The organism is Sulfuriferula thiophila, from assembly GCF_003864975.1.
In the GTDB taxonomy this organism is placed as follows: domain Bacteria; phylum Pseudomonadota; class Gammaproteobacteria; order Burkholderiales; family Sulfuriferulaceae; genus Sulfuriferula; species Sulfuriferula thiophila.
Genome location: NZ_BHGL01000007.1, coordinates 400,947 through 418,169, shown reverse-complemented (window position 1 = coordinate 418,169; position 17,223 = coordinate 400,947). Strand labels below are relative to the sequence as shown.

General features: G+C 51.8%; 15 protein-coding genes and 1 riboswitch. Of the genes, 14 read left to right on the top strand and 1 reads right to left on the bottom strand.

Features of this window, described 5'->3' with window-relative positions; translation table 11 throughout:
* Positions 1-11: 11 nt before the first annotated feature.
* The 7 genes from cheB (at position 12) to metF (ending at position 7,369) form a co-directional block, all read left to right on the top strand.
* A complete protein-coding gene (gene cheB, locus EJE49_RS06785) occupies positions 12-1,058 on the top strand; it encodes a chemotaxis-specific protein-glutamate methyltransferase CheB (protein ID WP_124949645.1) in 1,047 nt (348 codons plus the stop codon).
* 152 nt (positions 1,059-1,210) lie between these two features.
* Positions 1,211-1,606 carry a response regulator gene (locus tag EJE49_RS06780; protein ID WP_223246778.1) on the top strand — a complete coding sequence of 132 codons (396 nt, stop codon included), beginning with the start codon at positions 1,211-1,213 and terminating at the stop codon, positions 1,604-1,606.
* Positions 1,584-2,789, top strand: a complete 1,206-nt coding sequence (locus tag EJE49_RS06775) for a response regulator (protein ID WP_124949643.1) — start codon at positions 1,584-1,586, stop codon at positions 2,787-2,789. The genes EJE49_RS06780 and EJE49_RS06775 overlap by 23 nt, the downstream gene beginning before the upstream one ends.
* An 81-nt stretch (positions 2,790-2,870) precedes the next feature.
* Positions 2,871-3,257: a response regulator gene (locus tag EJE49_RS06770; protein WP_124949642.1), complete on the top strand. Its 387-nt coding sequence runs from the start codon at positions 2,871-2,873 to the stop codon at positions 3,255-3,257.
* Positions 3,254-4,903, top strand: a complete 1,650-nt coding sequence (locus EJE49_RS06765; RefSeq protein ID WP_124949641.1) for a GGDEF domain-containing response regulator — start codon at positions 3,254-3,256, stop codon at positions 4,901-4,903. Before EJE49_RS06770 ends, EJE49_RS06765 begins: the two co-directional genes overlap by 4 nt.
* A gap of 84 nt (positions 4,904-4,987) precedes the next feature.
* Positions 4,988-5,061: riboswitch (S-adenosyl-L-homocysteine riboswitch) on the top strand.
* Between the two features lie 35 nt (positions 5,062-5,096).
* Positions 5,097-6,512: an adenosylhomocysteinase gene (gene ahcY, locus EJE49_RS06760; protein WP_124949640.1), complete on the top strand. Its 1,416-nt coding sequence runs from the start codon at positions 5,097-5,099 to the stop codon at positions 6,510-6,512.
* A 26-nt stretch (positions 6,513-6,538) separates the two neighbouring features.
* Entirely contained in the window at positions 6,539-7,369 is an 831-nt protein-coding gene (gene metF, locus EJE49_RS06755) for a methylenetetrahydrofolate reductase [NAD(P)H] (RefSeq protein ID WP_124949639.1), read from the top strand.
* A gap of 2 nt (positions 7,370-7,371) precedes the next feature.
* Here metF and ylqF read toward each other — a convergent pair whose 3' ends face one another.
* Positions 7,372-8,298 carry a ribosome biogenesis GTPase YlqF gene (gene ylqF, locus EJE49_RS06750; protein WP_124949638.1) on the bottom strand — a complete coding sequence of 309 codons (927 nt, stop codon included), beginning with the start codon at positions 8,296-8,298 and terminating at the stop codon, positions 7,372-7,374.
* A gap of 137 nt (positions 8,299-8,435) precedes the next feature.
* Here ylqF and EJE49_RS06745 point away from each other — a divergent pair, with 137 nt between their 5' ends.
* The 7 genes from EJE49_RS06745 to EJE49_RS06715 all read left to right on the top strand — a co-directional run bounded on the left by EJE49_RS06745 (position 8,436) and on the right by EJE49_RS06715 (position 17,172).
* A complete protein-coding gene (locus EJE49_RS06745) occupies positions 8,436-9,965 on the top strand; it encodes a type I restriction-modification system subunit M (protein ID WP_124949637.1) in 1,530 nt (509 codons plus the stop codon).
* Positions 9,962-11,077, top strand: coding sequence for a restriction endonuclease subunit S (locus tag EJE49_RS06740; protein ID WP_124949636.1), 1,116 nt, complete (start codon positions 9,962-9,964; stop codon positions 11,075-11,077). Before EJE49_RS06745 ends, EJE49_RS06740 begins: the two co-directional genes overlap by 4 nt.
* Positions 11,078-11,080: 3 nt before the next feature.
* A complete protein-coding gene (locus tag EJE49_RS06735) occupies positions 11,081-11,902 on the top strand; it encodes a hypothetical protein (protein ID WP_124949635.1) in 822 nt (273 codons plus the stop codon).
* 76 nt (positions 11,903-11,978) lie between these two features.
* Positions 11,979-12,836, top strand: coding sequence for a histidine kinase (locus EJE49_RS06730; protein ID WP_124949634.1), 858 nt, complete (start codon positions 11,979-11,981; stop codon positions 12,834-12,836).
* Between the two features lie 12 nt (positions 12,837-12,848).
* Positions 12,849-13,202 (top strand): STAS-like domain-containing protein, encoded by a 354-nt coding sequence (locus tag EJE49_RS06725; protein WP_124949633.1) that lies wholly within the window; start codon positions 12,849-12,851, stop codon positions 13,200-13,202.
* Positions 13,199-13,744, top strand: coding sequence for a type II toxin-antitoxin system VapC family toxin (locus EJE49_RS06720; RefSeq protein WP_124949632.1), 546 nt, complete (start codon positions 13,199-13,201; stop codon positions 13,742-13,744). The genes EJE49_RS06725 and EJE49_RS06720 overlap by 4 nt, the downstream gene beginning before the upstream one ends.
* A 215-nt stretch (positions 13,745-13,959) precedes the next feature.
* On the top strand, positions 13,960-17,172 hold the full coding sequence (locus EJE49_RS06715; protein ID WP_124949631.1) for a type I restriction endonuclease subunit R: 3,213 nt from the start codon (positions 13,960-13,962) through the stop codon (positions 17,170-17,172).
* Positions 17,173-17,223 lie beyond the last annotated feature (51 nt).

The window sequence follows — 17,223 nt, the reverse complement described above, 5'->3', positions numbered from 1 at the left end:
GCGCGAGCATCATGATACGCATACTGATAGTTGAAGATTCGCAGGTGATTGCCTTATTGCTTAAGGCAATCTTCGAAGCGGAGTCCGATATGCAGGTTGTCGGCCATGCCAAAAATGGCCGTGAAGGCGTGCAGTTGGCACATGAGCTGAAGCCGGATCTGATTACCATGGATATCCGCATGCCGGAGATGGATGGTTTTGAAGCCACTCGCATGATTATGGCTAATGATCCGGCGCCCGTCGTTGTCATCAGTTCTGGTGTCGATGATGAAGAGTTGCAAACTACCTTCCGTGCCATAGAGGAGGGGGCTTTGTCAGTGATAGAAAAGCCGCCCGGTTTTGCGCATCCGGATTTCGAAGTTGTGCGGAGGGAGCTGGTGGAAACGGTGCGTGCGATGGCTGAGGTTAAGGTGATCCGGCGGCGCTCTTTATCGCGTACGACGGGTACCGGTAGCTATGCGCTGACAATGCAGCAGCCAGCAAAGGATTATGAGCTGGTAGCAATTGGTTGCTCTACGGGCGGGCCGCAGGTGTTGCAGAAAATGCTCAGCTTGCTTCCTGCAGACTTTCCGGTGCCTGTGGTGGTGACCCAGCATATCTCCAAAGGGTTTATTGGCGGGTTGGTATCCTGGCTGGCCGGCAATACCACGCTTAAAATCAAGCAGGCGGAACAGGGTGAGCAGTTGCAGGCAGCTACGGTGTATTTTGCGCCGGATGATCAGCACTTGCAGGTAATCCGGCGGGGTTCGAAGCTGGTTGTGAAACTGAGCGCGGATGCGCCGGAAAATGGCTTCCGCCCGTCGGCCAGTGTGATGCTCAAGTCAGTAGCGACAGCTTGTGCAAGTCGCGCTGTGGGCGTGCTGCTTACCGGTATGGGCGTAGATGGTGCCGATGGCTTGCTGGCATTGCGGCAGGCTGGTGGACACACCTTGGTTCAGGATCAGGAAAGTGCAGTGGTGTACGGCATGCCTGGCGCGGCAATTGCACTCGATGCAGTCGATCAGGTTGTCGCTATGGATGGCATGGCCACTTACCTGTGTCGCGTGGTGGGTAAATAGCCAGTATTGTTTCAAGAGCGATCAAGCGGGAATAGCAGTGTGAGCAGGTGACGTTGGGAGCAACTATACTGGTGAAAAAAAGGGGAGGGATATATGATGCAAATGCTAAGTTCAAATCCGGTTTGTTTGTCGTCAGATAAAAGAGAGCCATCATGGAACTGAATAATATTCTGTATGTTGAAGATGAGCCTGATATTCAGGCTGTGGCTCGGTTGGCATTGGAAATGGTGGGGGGGTTCACTGTCACCATCTGCAGTTCCGGGGAAGAAGCGCTGGCCCAGTTTTCCACCGCCCAACCGGAAATGATGCTGCTGGATGTCATGATGCCCGGTATGGACGGCCCGACAACCTTAGGGAAGTTGCGAGAACTGCCGGGTGCGCTGACTATACCGGCTGTTTTCATGACCGCGAAAGTGCAGCCTGATGAGGTCGCATACTATAAATCGCTAGGCGCTGTCGGCGTTATCGCGAAACCCTTTGACCCTATGACCCTTTCAGAAACAGTCCGCGCTATCTGGGAAGAGCATGGCCAGCCTGCCACCCGCTGAACTGCAATCGACCAGGCTGATTTATCTGGTTGAGGACGGGACGCTGTTTGCCGAATATCTGGCAGCCCATCTTGAGAAGGCCGGATATGAGGTTGAGGTATTTAATGAGTTAATGGATCTTCCGCAAGCCGTGGCGCGTCGCCGTCCCGCGGCTTGCATTGTTGATCTGATCTTTCCGGAGGGAGATCTGGCGGGTTCGCAGGCGATGGCGATAGTTAATCAGTCGCAGGAAATCCCCATCCCGGCGATATTCATGTCGGCGCGTGATGATCAGGAAGCCCGGCTGAGTGCCGTGCGTGCAGGTGGTAGCTGCTATTTTGTGAAGCCAATTGAGTTGATTGATCTGCTCAGTGCTCTGGATGCGCTTACTCAGGCACGGGATCAGGAACCGGGTCGGGTAATGATTATTGAAGATGAAGCCGATCTGGCTGATTGTTACCGGTTGTATCTGGAATATTCGGGTGTGACAGTTGACGTGGTGACGGCTCCTCTGCAGGCGCTGGATGCCATTGTGCGGTTTGCACCGGATCTGATCCTGATGGATATTTTCATGCCGGGCTGCAGCGGATTTGAGCTGGCGGCAATGTTACGACAGCAACACCGGTTTGATGGTATCCCCATTGTATTTCTGTCCAGCGAGTCCGATCTGGACAAACAAATGGCGGCAATGAATCTGGGCGGCGATGATTTCATCACCAAGCCGGTCGGTCGCTGGCAGCTAGTCTCGGCACTGCGCCCCCGTATCAAGCGAACACGCGAATTGCGGAGTATGCAGAAACAGCGTGAAGCGGCATTACGCGAACTGCAGGGCTTGAAATATGCGCTGGATCAGCACGCAATTGTCAGTGCGGCAGATGCTCAGGGGCGTATTACCTATGTGAATGAGAAATTCTGCCAGGCCAGTGGCTACGCTGCGCGTGAGCTGTTGGGTGAGCATTATACGGCTTTGAATTTCGGGCTGCATGGGCGTGAGCCTTATAAAGCCATGTGGCAGAGCATCAGTAACGGCAATACATGGCAGGGTGTCGTGCATGGCCGTCGCAAGGATGGCAGCGACTTCTGGATGGAAACGACTATCACGCCGCTATTGGATGAGCACGGCAAGCCTTGGCAGTATCTTGCTATCTGTACCGAAGTCACCAGGATTATGCAGGCGCAAGCTAACGCAAGTTTGGCGCGGTAAGAGGCTGAACGGACCAGTCGTGCAAAATCCGGGTTTATCGCCAGCATGAGTCATGAGCTGCGTACTTGAATACGGTATTCTATGTGGAGTAATCCCGCGAGTATCAGGCTGGTATCAGCCATGCTGGGACGTATGCCAGGTATGCGCTTGTTTAACGCCCACAGCGCCGAGCTGGGGTTTGAAATTGCATGCTGGAGCAAACCGGATTTGATGATTCTGGATATCGATCATGCGACGGTAAATGGCCTGGCGCTAGGTCAACGGCTGAAGCGTCAGCCTGAGTTAAAGCAAGCCCGTATCATTGCGCTGGGTGCTGGGCGTTTGCATACCGATCTTGAGCATATTTTTGCTGCGGGTTTTGATGGGTGCCTGGGCAAACCGATACAGGTAAGTGAATTTACTGAAATAATCCGGCGATTGCTCGAGCAGTGCAAATTATTAGGAAATGGAATGAGAGCGTCATCGTGAATGATCAACAATTGCGGGAAAAGCTGCGCGCTATCAGAGCTAACTTCGCCGAACAGTTGCCGCAACGTCTGGCAGGGCTCGATGCGGAGTTGGTGAATCTGCGTGCTGAGGGCTGGTCAAAAGCGCAGCTTGAAGTCGTGCATCGCTTAGTGCACACCCTGACCGGCTCCGGTGCCACCTTCGGATTTACTGCGCTGAGCGACACGGCGCGAACACTGGAGGTGTTTCTCAAACTGTGGCTGGATAACCAGCATGCGCCTACGGCTGAGCAGCAGTGTGAGCTGTCCGTGCTGTGGGAGGAGCTGCAGGCGGCGGCTACGATACGTGATAATGATGCGTCCGAGGCCGAGTTGGCGGGCGGAGGTATTTTTCCGGGTGGTGTAGAGGCTACGCGTGTAGAGCGCAAGGTTCTGTTGGTTGAGGATGATAATGATCTTGCCGCAGAGCTGACATTGCAGCTAGGCTATTATGGTTATCAGGTGTTGCACTACAGCGACTCGGATGATTTTTTGCAGCGCGCGCCGACCGAGCATGTCGCTGCGGTGGTGATGGATGTGATGTTCCCGCTGGGGATGGCCGAGGGCCCTGATGCCATATCCGAATATATGCGGCGCACGGACAAAGCGGTTCCCGTTATTTTCATTTCCTCGCGCGATGATCTGGCGGCGCGGATGCAGGCGGTGCGTGCCGGTGGCACGGATTATCTGACCAAGCCACTGGATATGAACGAGCTAGTGGACCGTCTGGACACGTTGACGCTGGTCACGCCGAGCGACCCTTATCGTATCCTGATCATCGAGGACTCCCCGCCGCTGGCTGATTTTTATGGGCATATATTGCACGCAGCTGGCATGGAAACACTCGTGCTGCATGAACCATCACGGATGCTGGAGAATTTGTCCGACTTTAATCCTGATCTGATCCTGATGGACATGTATCTGCCGGATTATCGCGGGGATGAGCTGGCTAAGGTGATACGCCAGCAACATCGCTATGTCAGTGTCCCCATCGTTTACCTTTCTTCGGAAACGGACATTAAACGCCAGCTTGATGCATTGCGCTTTGGCGGGGATGATTTTCTGACCAAGCCGATGAACCCGGAACATCTGGTGTCTGCGGTGACGCACCGTGCGCAACGTTACCGTGTGCTGCGCGGATTGCTGGAGTCAGACAGTCTGACCGGGTTATTGAACCATACCAAAGTCAAGCAGCGGCTTGAGATCGAGCTGGCGAATGCCCGGCGGCATCGGCATCCGTTGAGTTTTGTTATGCTTGATATCGATAACTTTAAAGAAGTGAATGATAACTATGGCCACCCGGTAGGCGATAGGGTTATTAAAAGCCTGTCACGCATGCTGAAACAGCGCTTGCGTGAAACGGATATCATCGGCCGTTATGGCGGTGAGGAGTTTGCTATTATCTTCACGCACACGGATGGCGTTGCCGCTTCTAAAGTAATGGAAGGCCTGCGGCGGGTATTTGAAGAGATACAGCAGCAGTATGGTGATGCCGTCTTTCATGTGACTTTCAGTTGCGGGATTGCGACGTTCCCTGACATATCCAGCGCTGCGGAATTGGGCGCGCGCGCAGATCAGGCACTCTATGAAGCCAAGCATGCCGGGCGTAATCGGGTAGTGCTGAAATAGTCTGTGCCGTTGAGTCCGCATGGGCCGCCAATAATTTAAGCGTTAATCTGTACACATACTGGCGACTCCGTTAGAATGTCGGCTTGGTTTGAGGAGCGCTGCGACGGGTAAAACCTGCCAGGCTCGAACCTGTCATTATGCAACGGCGCTCACGTCTTACTTTTTTGTCATAACTTACAGAAAGGAGGGCGTGATGAACGCCGTCACCGCTAGCTCTACCCCTGATTACGTCATTGCTGATCTGTCGCTGGCCGACTGGGGTCGCAAAGAACTCAACATCGCTGAAATCGAAATGCCAGGCCTGATGGCAATTCGTGAAGAATTTGCTGCTACCAAGCCACTTAAAGGCGCTCGCATCACCGGCAGTCTGCACATGACCATCCAGACCGGCGTGCTGATCGAGACCTTACAGGCTCTCGGCGCTGAAGTGCGCTGGGCATCGTGCAATATATTTTCTACTCAGGATCATGCTGCTGCAGCCATCGCGGCTACCGGTACCCCGGTGTTTGCGGTCAAAGGCGAGTCACTGGTTGATTACTGGGATTACACTCATCGCATTTTTGAATGGGCGGATGGCGGCTATTCCAACATGATCCTGGATGACGGCGGCGATGCGACCTTGTTGCTGCATCTGGGCGCGCGTGCCGAAACTGATATCAGCGTGCTGTCACACCCAACCAGCGAAGAAGAGCGCGTGCTTTACGCTGCGATTAAAGCCAAATTGGCTGTTGCCCCTACCTGGTATTCAGTACGTCTGGCACACATCAAAGGCGTAACCGAAGAAACCACCACTGGCGTACATCGTTTATATCAAATGCACGAACGCGGCGAATTGAAATTCCCTGCGATTAACGTCAATGACTCGGTAACCAAATCCAAATTCGATAACCTGTATGGCTGCCGTGAATCCCTGGTGGACGGTATCAAGCGCGCCACCGACGTGATGGTAGCGGGCAAAATCGCCGTGGTTGCCGGTTACGGTGACGTGGGTAAAGGTTCTGCTCAGGCATTGCGTGCATTGTCTGCACAAGTGTGGATTACTGAAATCGATCCTATCTGCGCACTGCAAGCGGCGATGGAAGGCTACCGTGTTGTGACTATGGATTACGCTTGCGATAAAGCGGATATCTTCGTTACCGCGACAGGCAACTACCACGTCATTACCCATGACCACATGGCAAAAATGAAGAACCAGGCCATCGTTTGCAATATCGGTCACTTCGATAATGAAATCGACGTTGCCGGTGTGGAAAAATACCAGTGGGAAGAAATCAAGCCGCAAGTTGACCACATCATCTTCCCGGACGGCAAGCGTATCATCATGCTGGCTAAAGGACGTTTGGTAAACCTGGGTTGTGGTACAGGTCATCCATCGTATGTCATGAGTTCTTCATTTGCTAACCAGACTATCGCGCAGATCGAGTTGTTTACCCGTACAGCAGATTATCCTGTTGGCGTGTATACCCTGCCTAAGCATCTGGATGAAAAAGTGGCGCGCTTGCAGTTAAGAACGCTGAATGCGGTGTTGACCGAATTATCGGATCAGCAGGCTGCCTATATCGGCGTGGATAAAAGCGGCCCTTACAAAGCCAACCACTACCGCTATTAAGCTGTAAATTCCTGGGGAGTATTTCGATGACGACACGTACCTACAGTTTTGAGTTTTTTCCGCCTAAAACACCTGACGGCATGGACAAGCTGCGCATGGTGCGCAGTCAGCTCGCCGAACTGCACCCCAAGTTTTTCTCGGTTACGTTCGGTGCAGGCGGGTCAACCCGCGACCACTCGCTGGCTGCGGTACTCGACATCCAGCACGCCGGGCTGGAAGCGGCGCCACACCTGTCCTGTATCGGTTCTACCCGCGACAATATTCGCGCGATTCTGGACGAGTATAAAAGCCACAATATCCGTCATATCGTTGCATTACGTGGCGATCTGCCTTCGGGCATGGCGAGTGCAGGCGAATTCCGTTATGCCAATGAACTGGTTGAATTCATCCGTAGTGAGACGGGTGACTGGTTCAACATCGAAGTTGCCGCTTATCCGGAAGTGCATCCGCAAGCCAAAAGCGCGCATGACGACCTGATGAACTTCAAGCGTAAAGTCGATGCGGGTGCCAATGCGGCAATTACTCAGTATTTTTTTAACGCCGATGCCTATTTTGCTTTTGTCGATGACTGCACCAAGCTGGGGATAACGGTGCCGGTGGTGCCGGGGATCATGCCTATCGGCAATTTCTCCCAGCTGGCAAGGTTTTCTGATGCCTGTGGTGCGGAAATTCCGCGCTGGATGCGCAAGAAGCTGGAAGGCTACAACGACGACATCGATTCTATCCGAGCCTATGGACTGGATGTGGTGACTGACTTATGCCAACGCCTGCTCGATAACGATGCACCAGGCCTGCATTTCTACACCATGAACCAGTCGACCGCGACCATGGAGATATGGAAGCGGCTGGGTTTGTAAACCTAGGAGGACGATTGATCCATGTGATCAATCCCGTTTTCTGTCGTACCTAAAGTCGTTACCACGTCAGCCGCTTCGGCCAGCATCGCTTCGCGGCTGGTCGGAGTTTCCAGGCTGATGCGGCCTAATGCGCCGCTACGGTAATCCTGCAATAACATCAAACAAGCTTTTTCGAAATCCGCTGCGCCGCCTTTGAGGCGAAAGCCACGGCGCAAGGCAATCGCCTCGATTATCGCTACGCCATCTTTATCCTCGACCGGGAAGCCGTAACGCTCCACCAGTAGTTGCGGGTAATTCGCCAGCAGGCTGTCGGCAAGGAATGTCGCCACTTCTTCATCGATCACTGCATTGCGGCCAATCGCATGGCTGGCGGCCAGCATCAGGCCATCGCTAGGATGGGCGATGCGCGGCCATAACATCCCCGGGGTATCAATCAGCGTCATCTGGTCATTCAGGTCCAGCCGTTGCTGGCTTTTGGTGACAGCCGGTTCGTCGCCGACTTTCGCCACACGGCGCTTGAGCAATGCGTTCATCAACGTGGATTTGCCGACGTTGGGGATGCCCATGATCATCATGCGCAAGGGCTTGAGATTAGTGCCGCGATGCGGTGCCAGTGCCAGACACATGGCCGGAATCTTGGCAACGTCGCTGGCTTTCTTGCACGATAAGGCGACGGCTTTGACGCCTTTCTGGCTGTTGTAATATGCCAGCCAGGCTTTGGTTGCCGCTGGGTCAGCCAGGTCAGCCTTGTTCAGGATTTTCAGGCAGGGGCGCTGACGGAATACGCGTAATTCCTCAATCATCGGGTTGCTGCTGGCTTCGGGCAGGCGCGCGTCCAGCACTTCGATGACGATATCGGTTAATGCCATGGTTTCGGCGGCTTTCTTGCGCGCCGAGGTCATGTGTCCGGGGTACCACTGGATGGCCATGTTGTTATCTGCTTTTAATTCAAAGACGTATTTTACATTAAAGCGGTAAGCTGCATGATGCTGAATCGAGATGGTAAATGTCAGGTATTAGCAGTTAAACTGTCAGCACGAGAAATTTATCTGATTTGGAAATTTGCATGGCAAAAGAATTGAAAGCAGAGCCGCTGGAAAAGCAGCTCTGGAAAGCCGCCGACAAGCTGCGCAAGAACATCGATGCCGCAGAATACAAGCACGTCGTGTTAGGCCTCATCTTCCTGAAATACATCTCCGACTCGTTCGAGGAGATGTACGCCACGCTGCAGAAAGGCGAAGGTGAAATGGCCGGAGCCGATCCCGAAGACAAGGACGAATACAAAGCCGAGAACATTTTCTTCGTGCCACCGGAGTCGCGCTGGTCGTTTCTTCTGGCTAAAGCCAAGCAACCCAACATCGGCGGCCATGTCGATGCGGCGATGGATGCCATCGAAAAAGAAAACCCCATCCTCAAGGGCGTGCTGCCCAAGGTGTTCGCGCGGCAAAATCTCGATCCCGCCAGCCTCGGCGGCCTGATCGACCTGGTGGGTAATATCGCGCTGGGTGATGCCAAGGCACGCAGTGCCGACGTGCTGGGCCATGTGTTCGAATATTTCCTCGGCGAATTCGCGCTGGCCGAAGGCAAGCAGGGCGGGCAGTTCTATACGCCGCGCAGCATTGTCGAATTGCTGGTCGCCATGCTCGAGCCCTACAAGGGCCGCGTCTTCGACCCCTGCTGCGGCTCGGGCGGCATGTTCGTGCAATCGGAAAAGTTCGTCGAAGAACACCAGGGCCGCGTCAACGACATCTCCATCTACGGGCAGGAAAGCAACCAGACCACCTGGCGGCTGGCCAAAATGAATCTCGCCATCCGCGGCATCGACGCCTCGCAGGTGAAGTGGAACAACGAAGGCTCCTTCCTCAACGACGCGCACAAAGACCTCAAGGCCGATTACATCATCGCCAACCCGCCATTCAACGTCAGCGACTGGAGCGGCGAACTGCTGCGCAACGATGGCCGCTGGCAATTCGGCGCACCGCCCGCAGGCAACGCCAACTTCGCCTGGCTGCAGCACTTCATCTACCACCTCGCCCCCGCAGGCCGCGCCGGCGTGGTGCTCGCCAAAGGCGCGCTCACCAGCAAAACCAGCGGCGAAGGCGACATCCGCAAGGCGCTTATTCGTGACGGCAACCTCATCGACTGCATCGTCAATCTGCCCGCCAAACTGTTTTTGAATACGCAAATACCGGCGGCGCTATGGTTCATGAATAGAGCGAGAACCAACGGTCACCCGCGCAAGGGCGAAATTCTCTTCGTCGATGCGCGCAACCTCGGCCACCTCATCAACCGCCGCACCAAGGAGCTTTCGCACGAGGACATCCAGCAGATTACTGCCACGTACCATGCATGGCGCACAGGCGAAGGTGTATATGCAGACGAAAAAGGCTACTGTGCATCCGTGCCGCTTTCGCGCGTCGCAGAACTGGACTACGTGCTCACGCCGGGTCGCTATGTCGGTCTGCCGGACGAAGAGGATGACTTCAACTTTGCCGAACGTTTCGCTACACTGAAGGCTGAGTTCGGAGCGCAGTTACAGGAGGAGGCGAAGCTGAACAAGGCCATTGCCGAGAACTTGGCGAAGGTGAAGGCATGACTGGTCACTCGTCAGCTACTCTCGGCGGAATTTGCAGGAAAATCGGCAGTGGTGCTACGCCAACAGGCGGAAGTAGCGCCTATCAAGAGGCCGGTATTCCTTTAATCAGAAGTCAAAACGTTCTGGACTTTTCCTTTTCTGAAGACGGCTTGGCGTTTATTAATGACGACCAGGCTTTTGAGCTGCGAAATGTTACTGTCGAAGAAAATGATGTTCTTTTGAATATAACTGGCGACAGCGTGGCTAGATGTTGTGTTGTCCCAAAAGCGTTAACGCCAGCACGGGTTAATCAGCATGTTGCAATCATTCGGCCTATTCCAGAAAAAGCAAACCACCTTTTTATCTTTTATCTGCTCCAGCAGATGAAAGAAGAGCTGCTAATGAAGTCGGAGATTGGGGCTACGCGTCGTGCGCTTACTAAAGGCATGCTGGAAAACCTCGAGATCGAATTGCCGCCTCTCCCCGAACAACAAGCAATCGCCGCCGTCCTCAGCAGCCTCGACGACAAAATCGACCTGTTGCACCGCCAGAACAAAACCCTCGAAGCCATGGCCGAAACCCTGTTCCGCCAGTGGTTCGTGGAAGAGGCGCAGGAGGGTTGGGAGGATGGGGTTCTGGGGGATGTATTGGACCTTGTTTATGGGAAAGCATTAAAAGAAGAAACGAGAACCGGAATAGGTTTTCCTGTAGTGGGTTCGAGTGGCGTTGTCGGCTACCATTCGGAATACTTGGTTGAAGGGCCTGGAATAGTCATTGGTCGAAAGGGAACGCTAGGAAAGGTGACGTATTTATTTCAGAATTTTTTTCCGATTGATACCACCTACTACATCAAGTCAAAGATAGGCTCTGTTGGATTGTTCTATGAATATTGCCTGTTGAAAACTTTGAGTTATGAAAACTCGGATTCGGCAGTACCAGGTCTGAATCGTGACATTGCTCTTTCTGAAGAAATAAAGTTGGCGCCCAAAGAGAGAATTCAAATCTTCAATGAACGTTGTGCCCCAATTTTTGGAAAGCTGAAAACAAATACTTCCCAAATCCGCACCCTCGAAAAACTTCGCGACACCCTGCTGCCCAAGCTGATGAGTGGCGAAGTACGAGTTGCGGTCTAAATCATGTCCACATTAAAAGCCCACGAAAAAGTCACCTTTGAGAAGTTGTTTGATCGTGGTGGTTATGTGCTGAATTTTAATGATCGCACCTATGCCGAGTTCTTTCGGGAACACGGTATTAATATCGATGCAGAGAAGTACCGGGTTAACGGACCGTCGAAGATGAGGCGGCTGCGCGCATTTTGGGAAATTGAATCGGATGCGATTGTTGCAAAAGTTCTGGCGGCGATGCTTGAGTATGCGTGTGCGGTCGAGAAAGTCGATAGTGCTGATCGAGTGAAAGCGGTTTCAATTCTCAGTCGCCTATCAGGCAAAATGCCGAGTACGGAACAGCCTGCTCAAACGCAGGAAGATTTTCTCAGGCATGTGTTTTCCGACCTCAAGCTTGCGAGACTAAGCATTGATGCGCAGTTGCAGACTGTAATTGAGCAGCGAATTGATGAAATTCACAAGTCATTGAAATCTGGATCAGCACTGGCGGCGATCTTTTTGTGTGGCAGCACCTTGGAAGGGCTTCTGCTTGATGCGGCAACCAAACAGCCGCAGCAGTTTAATTCTGCCAAATCGGCCCCGAAGGATAGAGAAGACAAGGTATTACAGCTGCATTCATGGTCGCTCGAAAGCCTGATCAACGTAGCCCATGAGGTTGGTCTGTTATCTCTGGATGTGATGAAATATGGGCATGCTTTGAAGGATTTCAGAAATTACATTCATCCGCGTCAACAGGCGTCACAGGGTTTCAAGCCGGATCAACATACTGCGAAGATTAGCTGGCAAGTATTGCAGGCCGCCATCGCGGATTTGAGTGGGCAAAGGCAAAAATAATTATGACCAATTTTACTGAACTCTCCGAAGGTGGTGTCATCATTAAGATCGTAATCAATGAAGTACTGGACGTGCTATGACTACTCTCCGTAATATTCATTCGACATATACTGACTATGAACAAATAGCCCAGTTTTATGATGAGCATAAAGACGCACTATTTGATGATATTCCTTTGTCGTTGTCACAATGGTTTGATGCGAACATGGCCGCCCCCTTGGGAGCGGTGCTGGATTTGTTGGAAGGCAACTTAAATGATATTGTTTTCAATCACATCGATAGTAGCATTAAGAGCATACTTCAGAAAAATGGCTTTTTAAGCCATTTTGGCTTCGCTCAACAGGTGGATGTACATGGCACGACTATTCAATATCAGAAAATGAAGCCTACTGATGGTCGCTATTTTCGTGAATATGTAGCTGCACAGTTTTTGCATAGACATGAATTACCCAATATGAGTGACGGTTTGCGCAAGAAAATGACTGAAGCTATGTTGGAATTGTTCGTTAACGCACAAATTCATAGCGAAACTAAACATATTTACACTTGTGGTCAGTTTTTCCCTGCGCGACATACGATTGTATTTAGTATTGTTGATATAGGGATCGGATTTGCGGAGCAGTTTAGACGTCGTTTTAGTAAGAAAATTTCAGCGGTGGATGCCATCCGTTGGGCAGTGGAAGACAGGCACACCACAAAGTTAAATATCCCTGGCGGTATAGGTTTGGCGCTGTTGCGTGAGTTTGTGAGTTTGAATAATGGTTTGCTGCAAATTGTTAGCCATGATGGTTTTTATCAATATGATCGTACAGGTGAGAAAGTTCATACATTGAATAAGCCTTTCCCAGGTTCCATTGTCAGTGTATTGTTTCGCACGAATGACAGGCGTAATTATTCGCTTTTGGGTGAAGATGATGTATCAGATTTATTTTAAGAGGTTAGCGAGATGACCCCCACAACCATATCTGTGTTTAATTTGGTCGGCAACAGTTTTTGTGTTGAAGCGAATGATGGTGACAGCGTTTTTGCTGCTATCAGCAAGGCGTTGCATCAAGATCAAGCGGTTGAGCTTTCGTTTCAAAATGTTGAGATGTTAACCTCGGCTTTTTTGAATACTGCGATTGGCCAGTTGTACGGAATTTTTTCAGAAGAGAAGATTCGTGCTTTGGTTAAAGTGGCAGATATGGACAAAGTTGACCAAGCATTGTTGCGTAGGGTAATCGAAACTGCAAAGTCTTATTATCAAGATCCTGCACGCCTCGATGCATCCGTTAAGCAGATTATGGGAGAGGATGCATGATGCTCAGACTTAATGCAGTTGATGTCGCGTCTGTGAAAGATCGTCCTTTGTTGTTTGATACCAATATTTTGTTGTATTTGTTTGGTTCTGCTAACACCAACTCGAATCAATCGATAATTCAAACCTATTCAGCCATGTTTGGCATGTGTCTGAAGATGGGAAGTCGGTTATGTGTTGATGTGCTGGTGTTGTCTGAATTCATTAATCGTTTTCTTCGTATTCAATATGACAATCACTTAACTAATGCCAGGCTGGATAAAAAATCTTTAGCTTTCAAGCAGTTTCGTTCTTCAGCAGAAGGAATGCAAGCTGCTCATGACATCGAGGCTGTAGTGAAAGACCGGATTCTTAAACAATTTCAAGTTGTTGGCAAGCAATTTGATACTGCTGATATTGCTGCTATTAGTTTTGCCAATACGGACTTTAATGACGCATTACTGATTCAGATTTGTCAGGAAAATTCCTGTGTGCTTGTGACGCATGATGCTGATTTTAATGGGGCAAACATCGATATCGTTACAGCAAATTCCAGGTTGCGTTAAAAGACTTTACGATTTAGTCGAGGCGATTCACTAGGATTCTTTGTGGGTACGCCAAGGTGTATTTGAACAACTTGGCAAAATCAAGTGGCCTAACGGTTAAAAACCGTAAAAATGATACTGAATGCTAATGTTATGATACAAAAGTAACATTTATTTTTCAGTATTTTACTTTTAGGCTTAAAAGTAAAATAACGGTGATTAAGTTAGGGTAGTTAGTGTCTAATCTCAACGAAAATGTCATTGAAGCCTTAACGATTAGTTGTTTGCAAGCGTTGGGCTATTATTATCTCTACGCTCCCGATATTGCACCTGATGCGGATAACCCAGAACGTAGCAGTTTTGCTGATGTGTTATTAATCGAGCGGCTTAAAAAAGCCGTTAAATACATCAATCCCACCGTTCCACCTTTGGCCTTGGACGAAGCTGTCAAAATCGTCCAGCGCATCAGCTCTCCTGAGCTGCTGGCGAACAACGAGGCTTTCCACCGCCCGCTGACCGAGGGCGTACCGGTATCCGTCCATAAGGATGGTGACGAGCGCGGCGAGCGGGTATGGCTGATCGATTTTGCCCACCCGGAGAACAACGAGTTCGTCGTCGCCAACCAGTTCACGGTGATCGAGAACCACCAGAACAAGCGCCCCGACTTGGTGCTGTTCGTGAATGGCATCCCGCTGGTGGTGATAGAGCTGAAAAATGCTGCTGATGAAAATGCCACGATCAAGGCAGCGTACCAGCAGTTGGAAACTTATAAGCAGGCCATCCCCAGTCTGTTCACCTCTAACGCATTTGTTGTGATTTCCGACGGGCTGGAAGCCAAGGCGGGTTCGCTCTCGGCGGGTTACTCGCGCTTTATGAGCTGGAAGAGCGCAGACGGCAAGGCCGAAGCGTCGCATCTGGTGAGTCAGTTGGAAGTGTTGATTAACGGTATGCTGAACAAGGCGACACTGCTGGATCTTGTGCGCCATTTCATCGTGTTTGAGAAATCCAGAAAGGAAGACCCGAAGACTGGCGTGATTACGATTAGCACGGTGAAGAAGCTGGCGGCGTATCACCAGTATTACGCGGTGAATGCTGCGGTGGCTTCTACGCTGCGCGCGGCGGATATGGGGGCGGGATTGCGTATTGAGCAGACCCCAGCCAGTTACGGCTTGCCCGGTGTGGCGCAACAGCCCAAGGGCGACAAGAAAGCCGGGGTGGTGTGGCATACGCAGGGCTCGGGCAAGTCGCTGTCGATGGTGTTCTACACCGGCAAGATCGTGTTGGCGCTGGATAATCCGACGATACTGGTTATTACTGACCGCAACGATCTGGACGACCAGTTGTTTGATACCTTCGCGGCATCCAGGCAATTGCTGCGGCAGGAGCCGGTGCAGGCTGAGAGCCGCGAGCGGTTGAAGGATTTGCTCAAGGTAGCTTCGGGCGGGGTGATTTTTTCCACTATTCAGAAATTCCAGCCAGAAGAAGGTAATGTGTACGAGCAGTTGTCCGACCGCAAAAATATTGTCGTCATCGCCGACGAGGCGCACCGTACACAGTATGGCTTCAGTGCCAAGACAGTGGACGACAAGGACGCCAGCGGCGAGGTGATCGGCAAGAAAGTGGTGTACGGTTTTGCCAAGTACCTGCGCGATGCATTGCCGAATGCGACCTATCTGGGCTTTACCGGTACGCCTATTGAAAAGACCGATGTGAATACCCCTGCGGTGTTCGGCAACTATGTTGACATCTACGACATCGCCCAGGCGGTGGAGGATGGCGCGACGGTGCGTATCTATTATGAAAGCCGGCTGGCCAAGGTGGGCTTGAGCGACGAAGGCAAGAAGCTGGTCGCCGAGCTGGATGAGGACCTCGACCAGGATGAGCTGACTGAAACGCAGAAAGCCAAGGCTAAATGGACCCGCATGGAAGCGCTGATCGGTAGCGAGCAGCGCATCAGGAATATCGCCCGCGATATCGTGACGCATTTCGAGGCCCGGCAGCAGGTGTTTGCAGGCAAGGGCATGATAGTGAGTATGTCGCGACGTATCGCTGCCGAGTTGTATGCGGAGATTGTGAAGCTGAAACCGGAATGGCATGACGATAACCTGAACAAGGGTGCGATCAAGGTGGTGATGACGGCCTCTTCCAGTGACGGCCCTTTGCTGGCCAAACACCACACGACCAAGGAGCAGCGCCGCGCATTAGCCGAGCGTATGAAGAACGATGATGATCCGCTCAAGCTGGTGATCGTGCGTGACATGTGGCTGACTGGCTTTGACGCGCCCAGCATGCACACGCTCTACATCGACAAGCCAATGAAAGGGCATAACCTGATGCAGGCGATTGCGCGGGTGAACCGGGTATACAAGGATAAGCCTGGTGGTCTGGTGGTAGACTATTTGGGTATCGCTGCCGACTTGAAAGAAGCGCTATCGTTTTATTCTGACGCGGGCGGCAAGGGCGACCCTACACTGGCACAGGAGCAGGCAGTAAGCCTGATGCTGGAAAAGCTGGAAGTGGTTGCGGCGATGTACAACGGTTTTGCCTATGAGAATTATTTCGCGGCGGAGACTTCGCGCAAGCTGTCGCTGATACTGGAGGCGGAGGAACATATCCTCGGTCTGGATGATGGGCGCAAGCGCTATATCAATGAGGTGACGTTGCTGTCGCAGGCATTCGCTATTGCCATTCCGCACGACCAAGCGATGGATGCCAAGGATGAGGTCGGTTTCTTTCAGGCGGTGAAAGCGCGGCTGGCCAAGTTCGATGGAATGGGAGAGGGGCGCAGCAGTGAGGAAATCGAAACCACCATCCGTCAAGTGATTGATCAGGCGCTGGTGTCGGAGCAGGTGATTGACATATTCGATGCGGCTGGCATCAAGAAGCCGGACATTTCGATCTTGTCCGATGAATTTCTGGCGGAACTGAAAGGTTACCAGCACAAGAACGTGGCGCTGGAGGTGCTGAAAAAATTGCTCAACGACGAGTTGAGAGTGCGCGCCAAAAAAAATCTGGTGCAGAGCAAAAGTCTGATGGAGATGCTGGAAAACGCCATCAAGAAATATCACAACAAAGTGCTGACCGCCGCCGAGGTGATGGAGGAGCTGATCAAGATCAGCAAAGAGATCGTCTCTTCGGATGACGAGGCTAAGCATATGGGATTGAGCGATTTCGAGTATGCGTTCTACACGGCAGTGGCGAACAACGACAGCGCAAAACAGTTGATGCAGCAAGACAAACTGCGCGAGCTGGCCGTGGTACTGACGCAGCGCGTGCGCGAAAATGCCTCCATTGATTGGACGATCAAGGAAAATGTCAGGGCTAAATTGAAGGTGATCGTGAAGCGTACCCTGCGTCAATTCGGTTATCCGCCCGATATGCAATTACTCGCTACAGAAACAGTGCTGAAGCAGGCGGAGATGATTGCAGAAGAGCTGGTTGCTGGCTGACTGCCAAGAAAATCATTTGGTTACGTCCACAAGCGGCGGTAAAATAGCGCT

Coding starts and splice junctions, on each gene's coding strand:
- EJE49_RS06775 (WP_124949643.1), top strand. CDS start 1,584: ATGGCCAGCCTGCCACCCGCTGAACTGCAATCGACCAGGCTGATTTAT.
- ylqF (WP_124949638.1), bottom strand. CDS start 8,298: ATGGCCATCCAGTGGTACCCCGGACACATGACCTCGGCGCGCAAGAAA.
- EJE49_RS06725 (WP_124949633.1), top strand. CDS start 12,849: ATGACCCCCACAACCATATCTGTGTTTAATTTGGTCGGCAACAGTTTT.
- EJE49_RS06730 (WP_124949634.1), top strand. CDS start 11,979: ATGACTACTCTCCGTAATATTCATTCGACATATACTGACTATGAACAA.
- EJE49_RS06735 (WP_124949635.1), top strand. CDS start 11,081: ATGTCCACATTAAAAGCCCACGAAAAAGTCACCTTTGAGAAGTTGTTT.
- EJE49_RS06740 (WP_124949636.1), top strand. CDS start 9,962: ATGACTGGTCACTCGTCAGCTACTCTCGGCGGAATTTGCAGGAAAATC.
- cheB (WP_124949645.1), top strand. CDS start 12: ATGATACGCATACTGATAGTTGAAGATTCGCAGGTGATTGCCTTATTG.
- EJE49_RS06720 (WP_124949632.1), top strand. CDS start 13,199: ATGATGCTCAGACTTAATGCAGTTGATGTCGCGTCTGTGAAAGATCGT.
- metF (WP_124949639.1), top strand. CDS start 6,539: ATGACGACACGTACCTACAGTTTTGAGTTTTTTCCGCCTAAAACACCT.
- EJE49_RS06770 (WP_124949642.1), top strand. CDS start 2,871: ATGTGGAGTAATCCCGCGAGTATCAGGCTGGTATCAGCCATGCTGGGA.
- EJE49_RS06780 (WP_223246778.1), top strand. CDS start 1,211: ATGGAACTGAATAATATTCTGTATGTTGAAGATGAGCCTGATATTCAG.
- ahcY (WP_124949640.1), top strand. CDS start 5,097: ATGAACGCCGTCACCGCTAGCTCTACCCCTGATTACGTCATTGCTGAT.
- EJE49_RS06745 (WP_124949637.1), top strand. CDS start 8,436: ATGGCAAAAGAATTGAAAGCAGAGCCGCTGGAAAAGCAGCTCTGGAAA.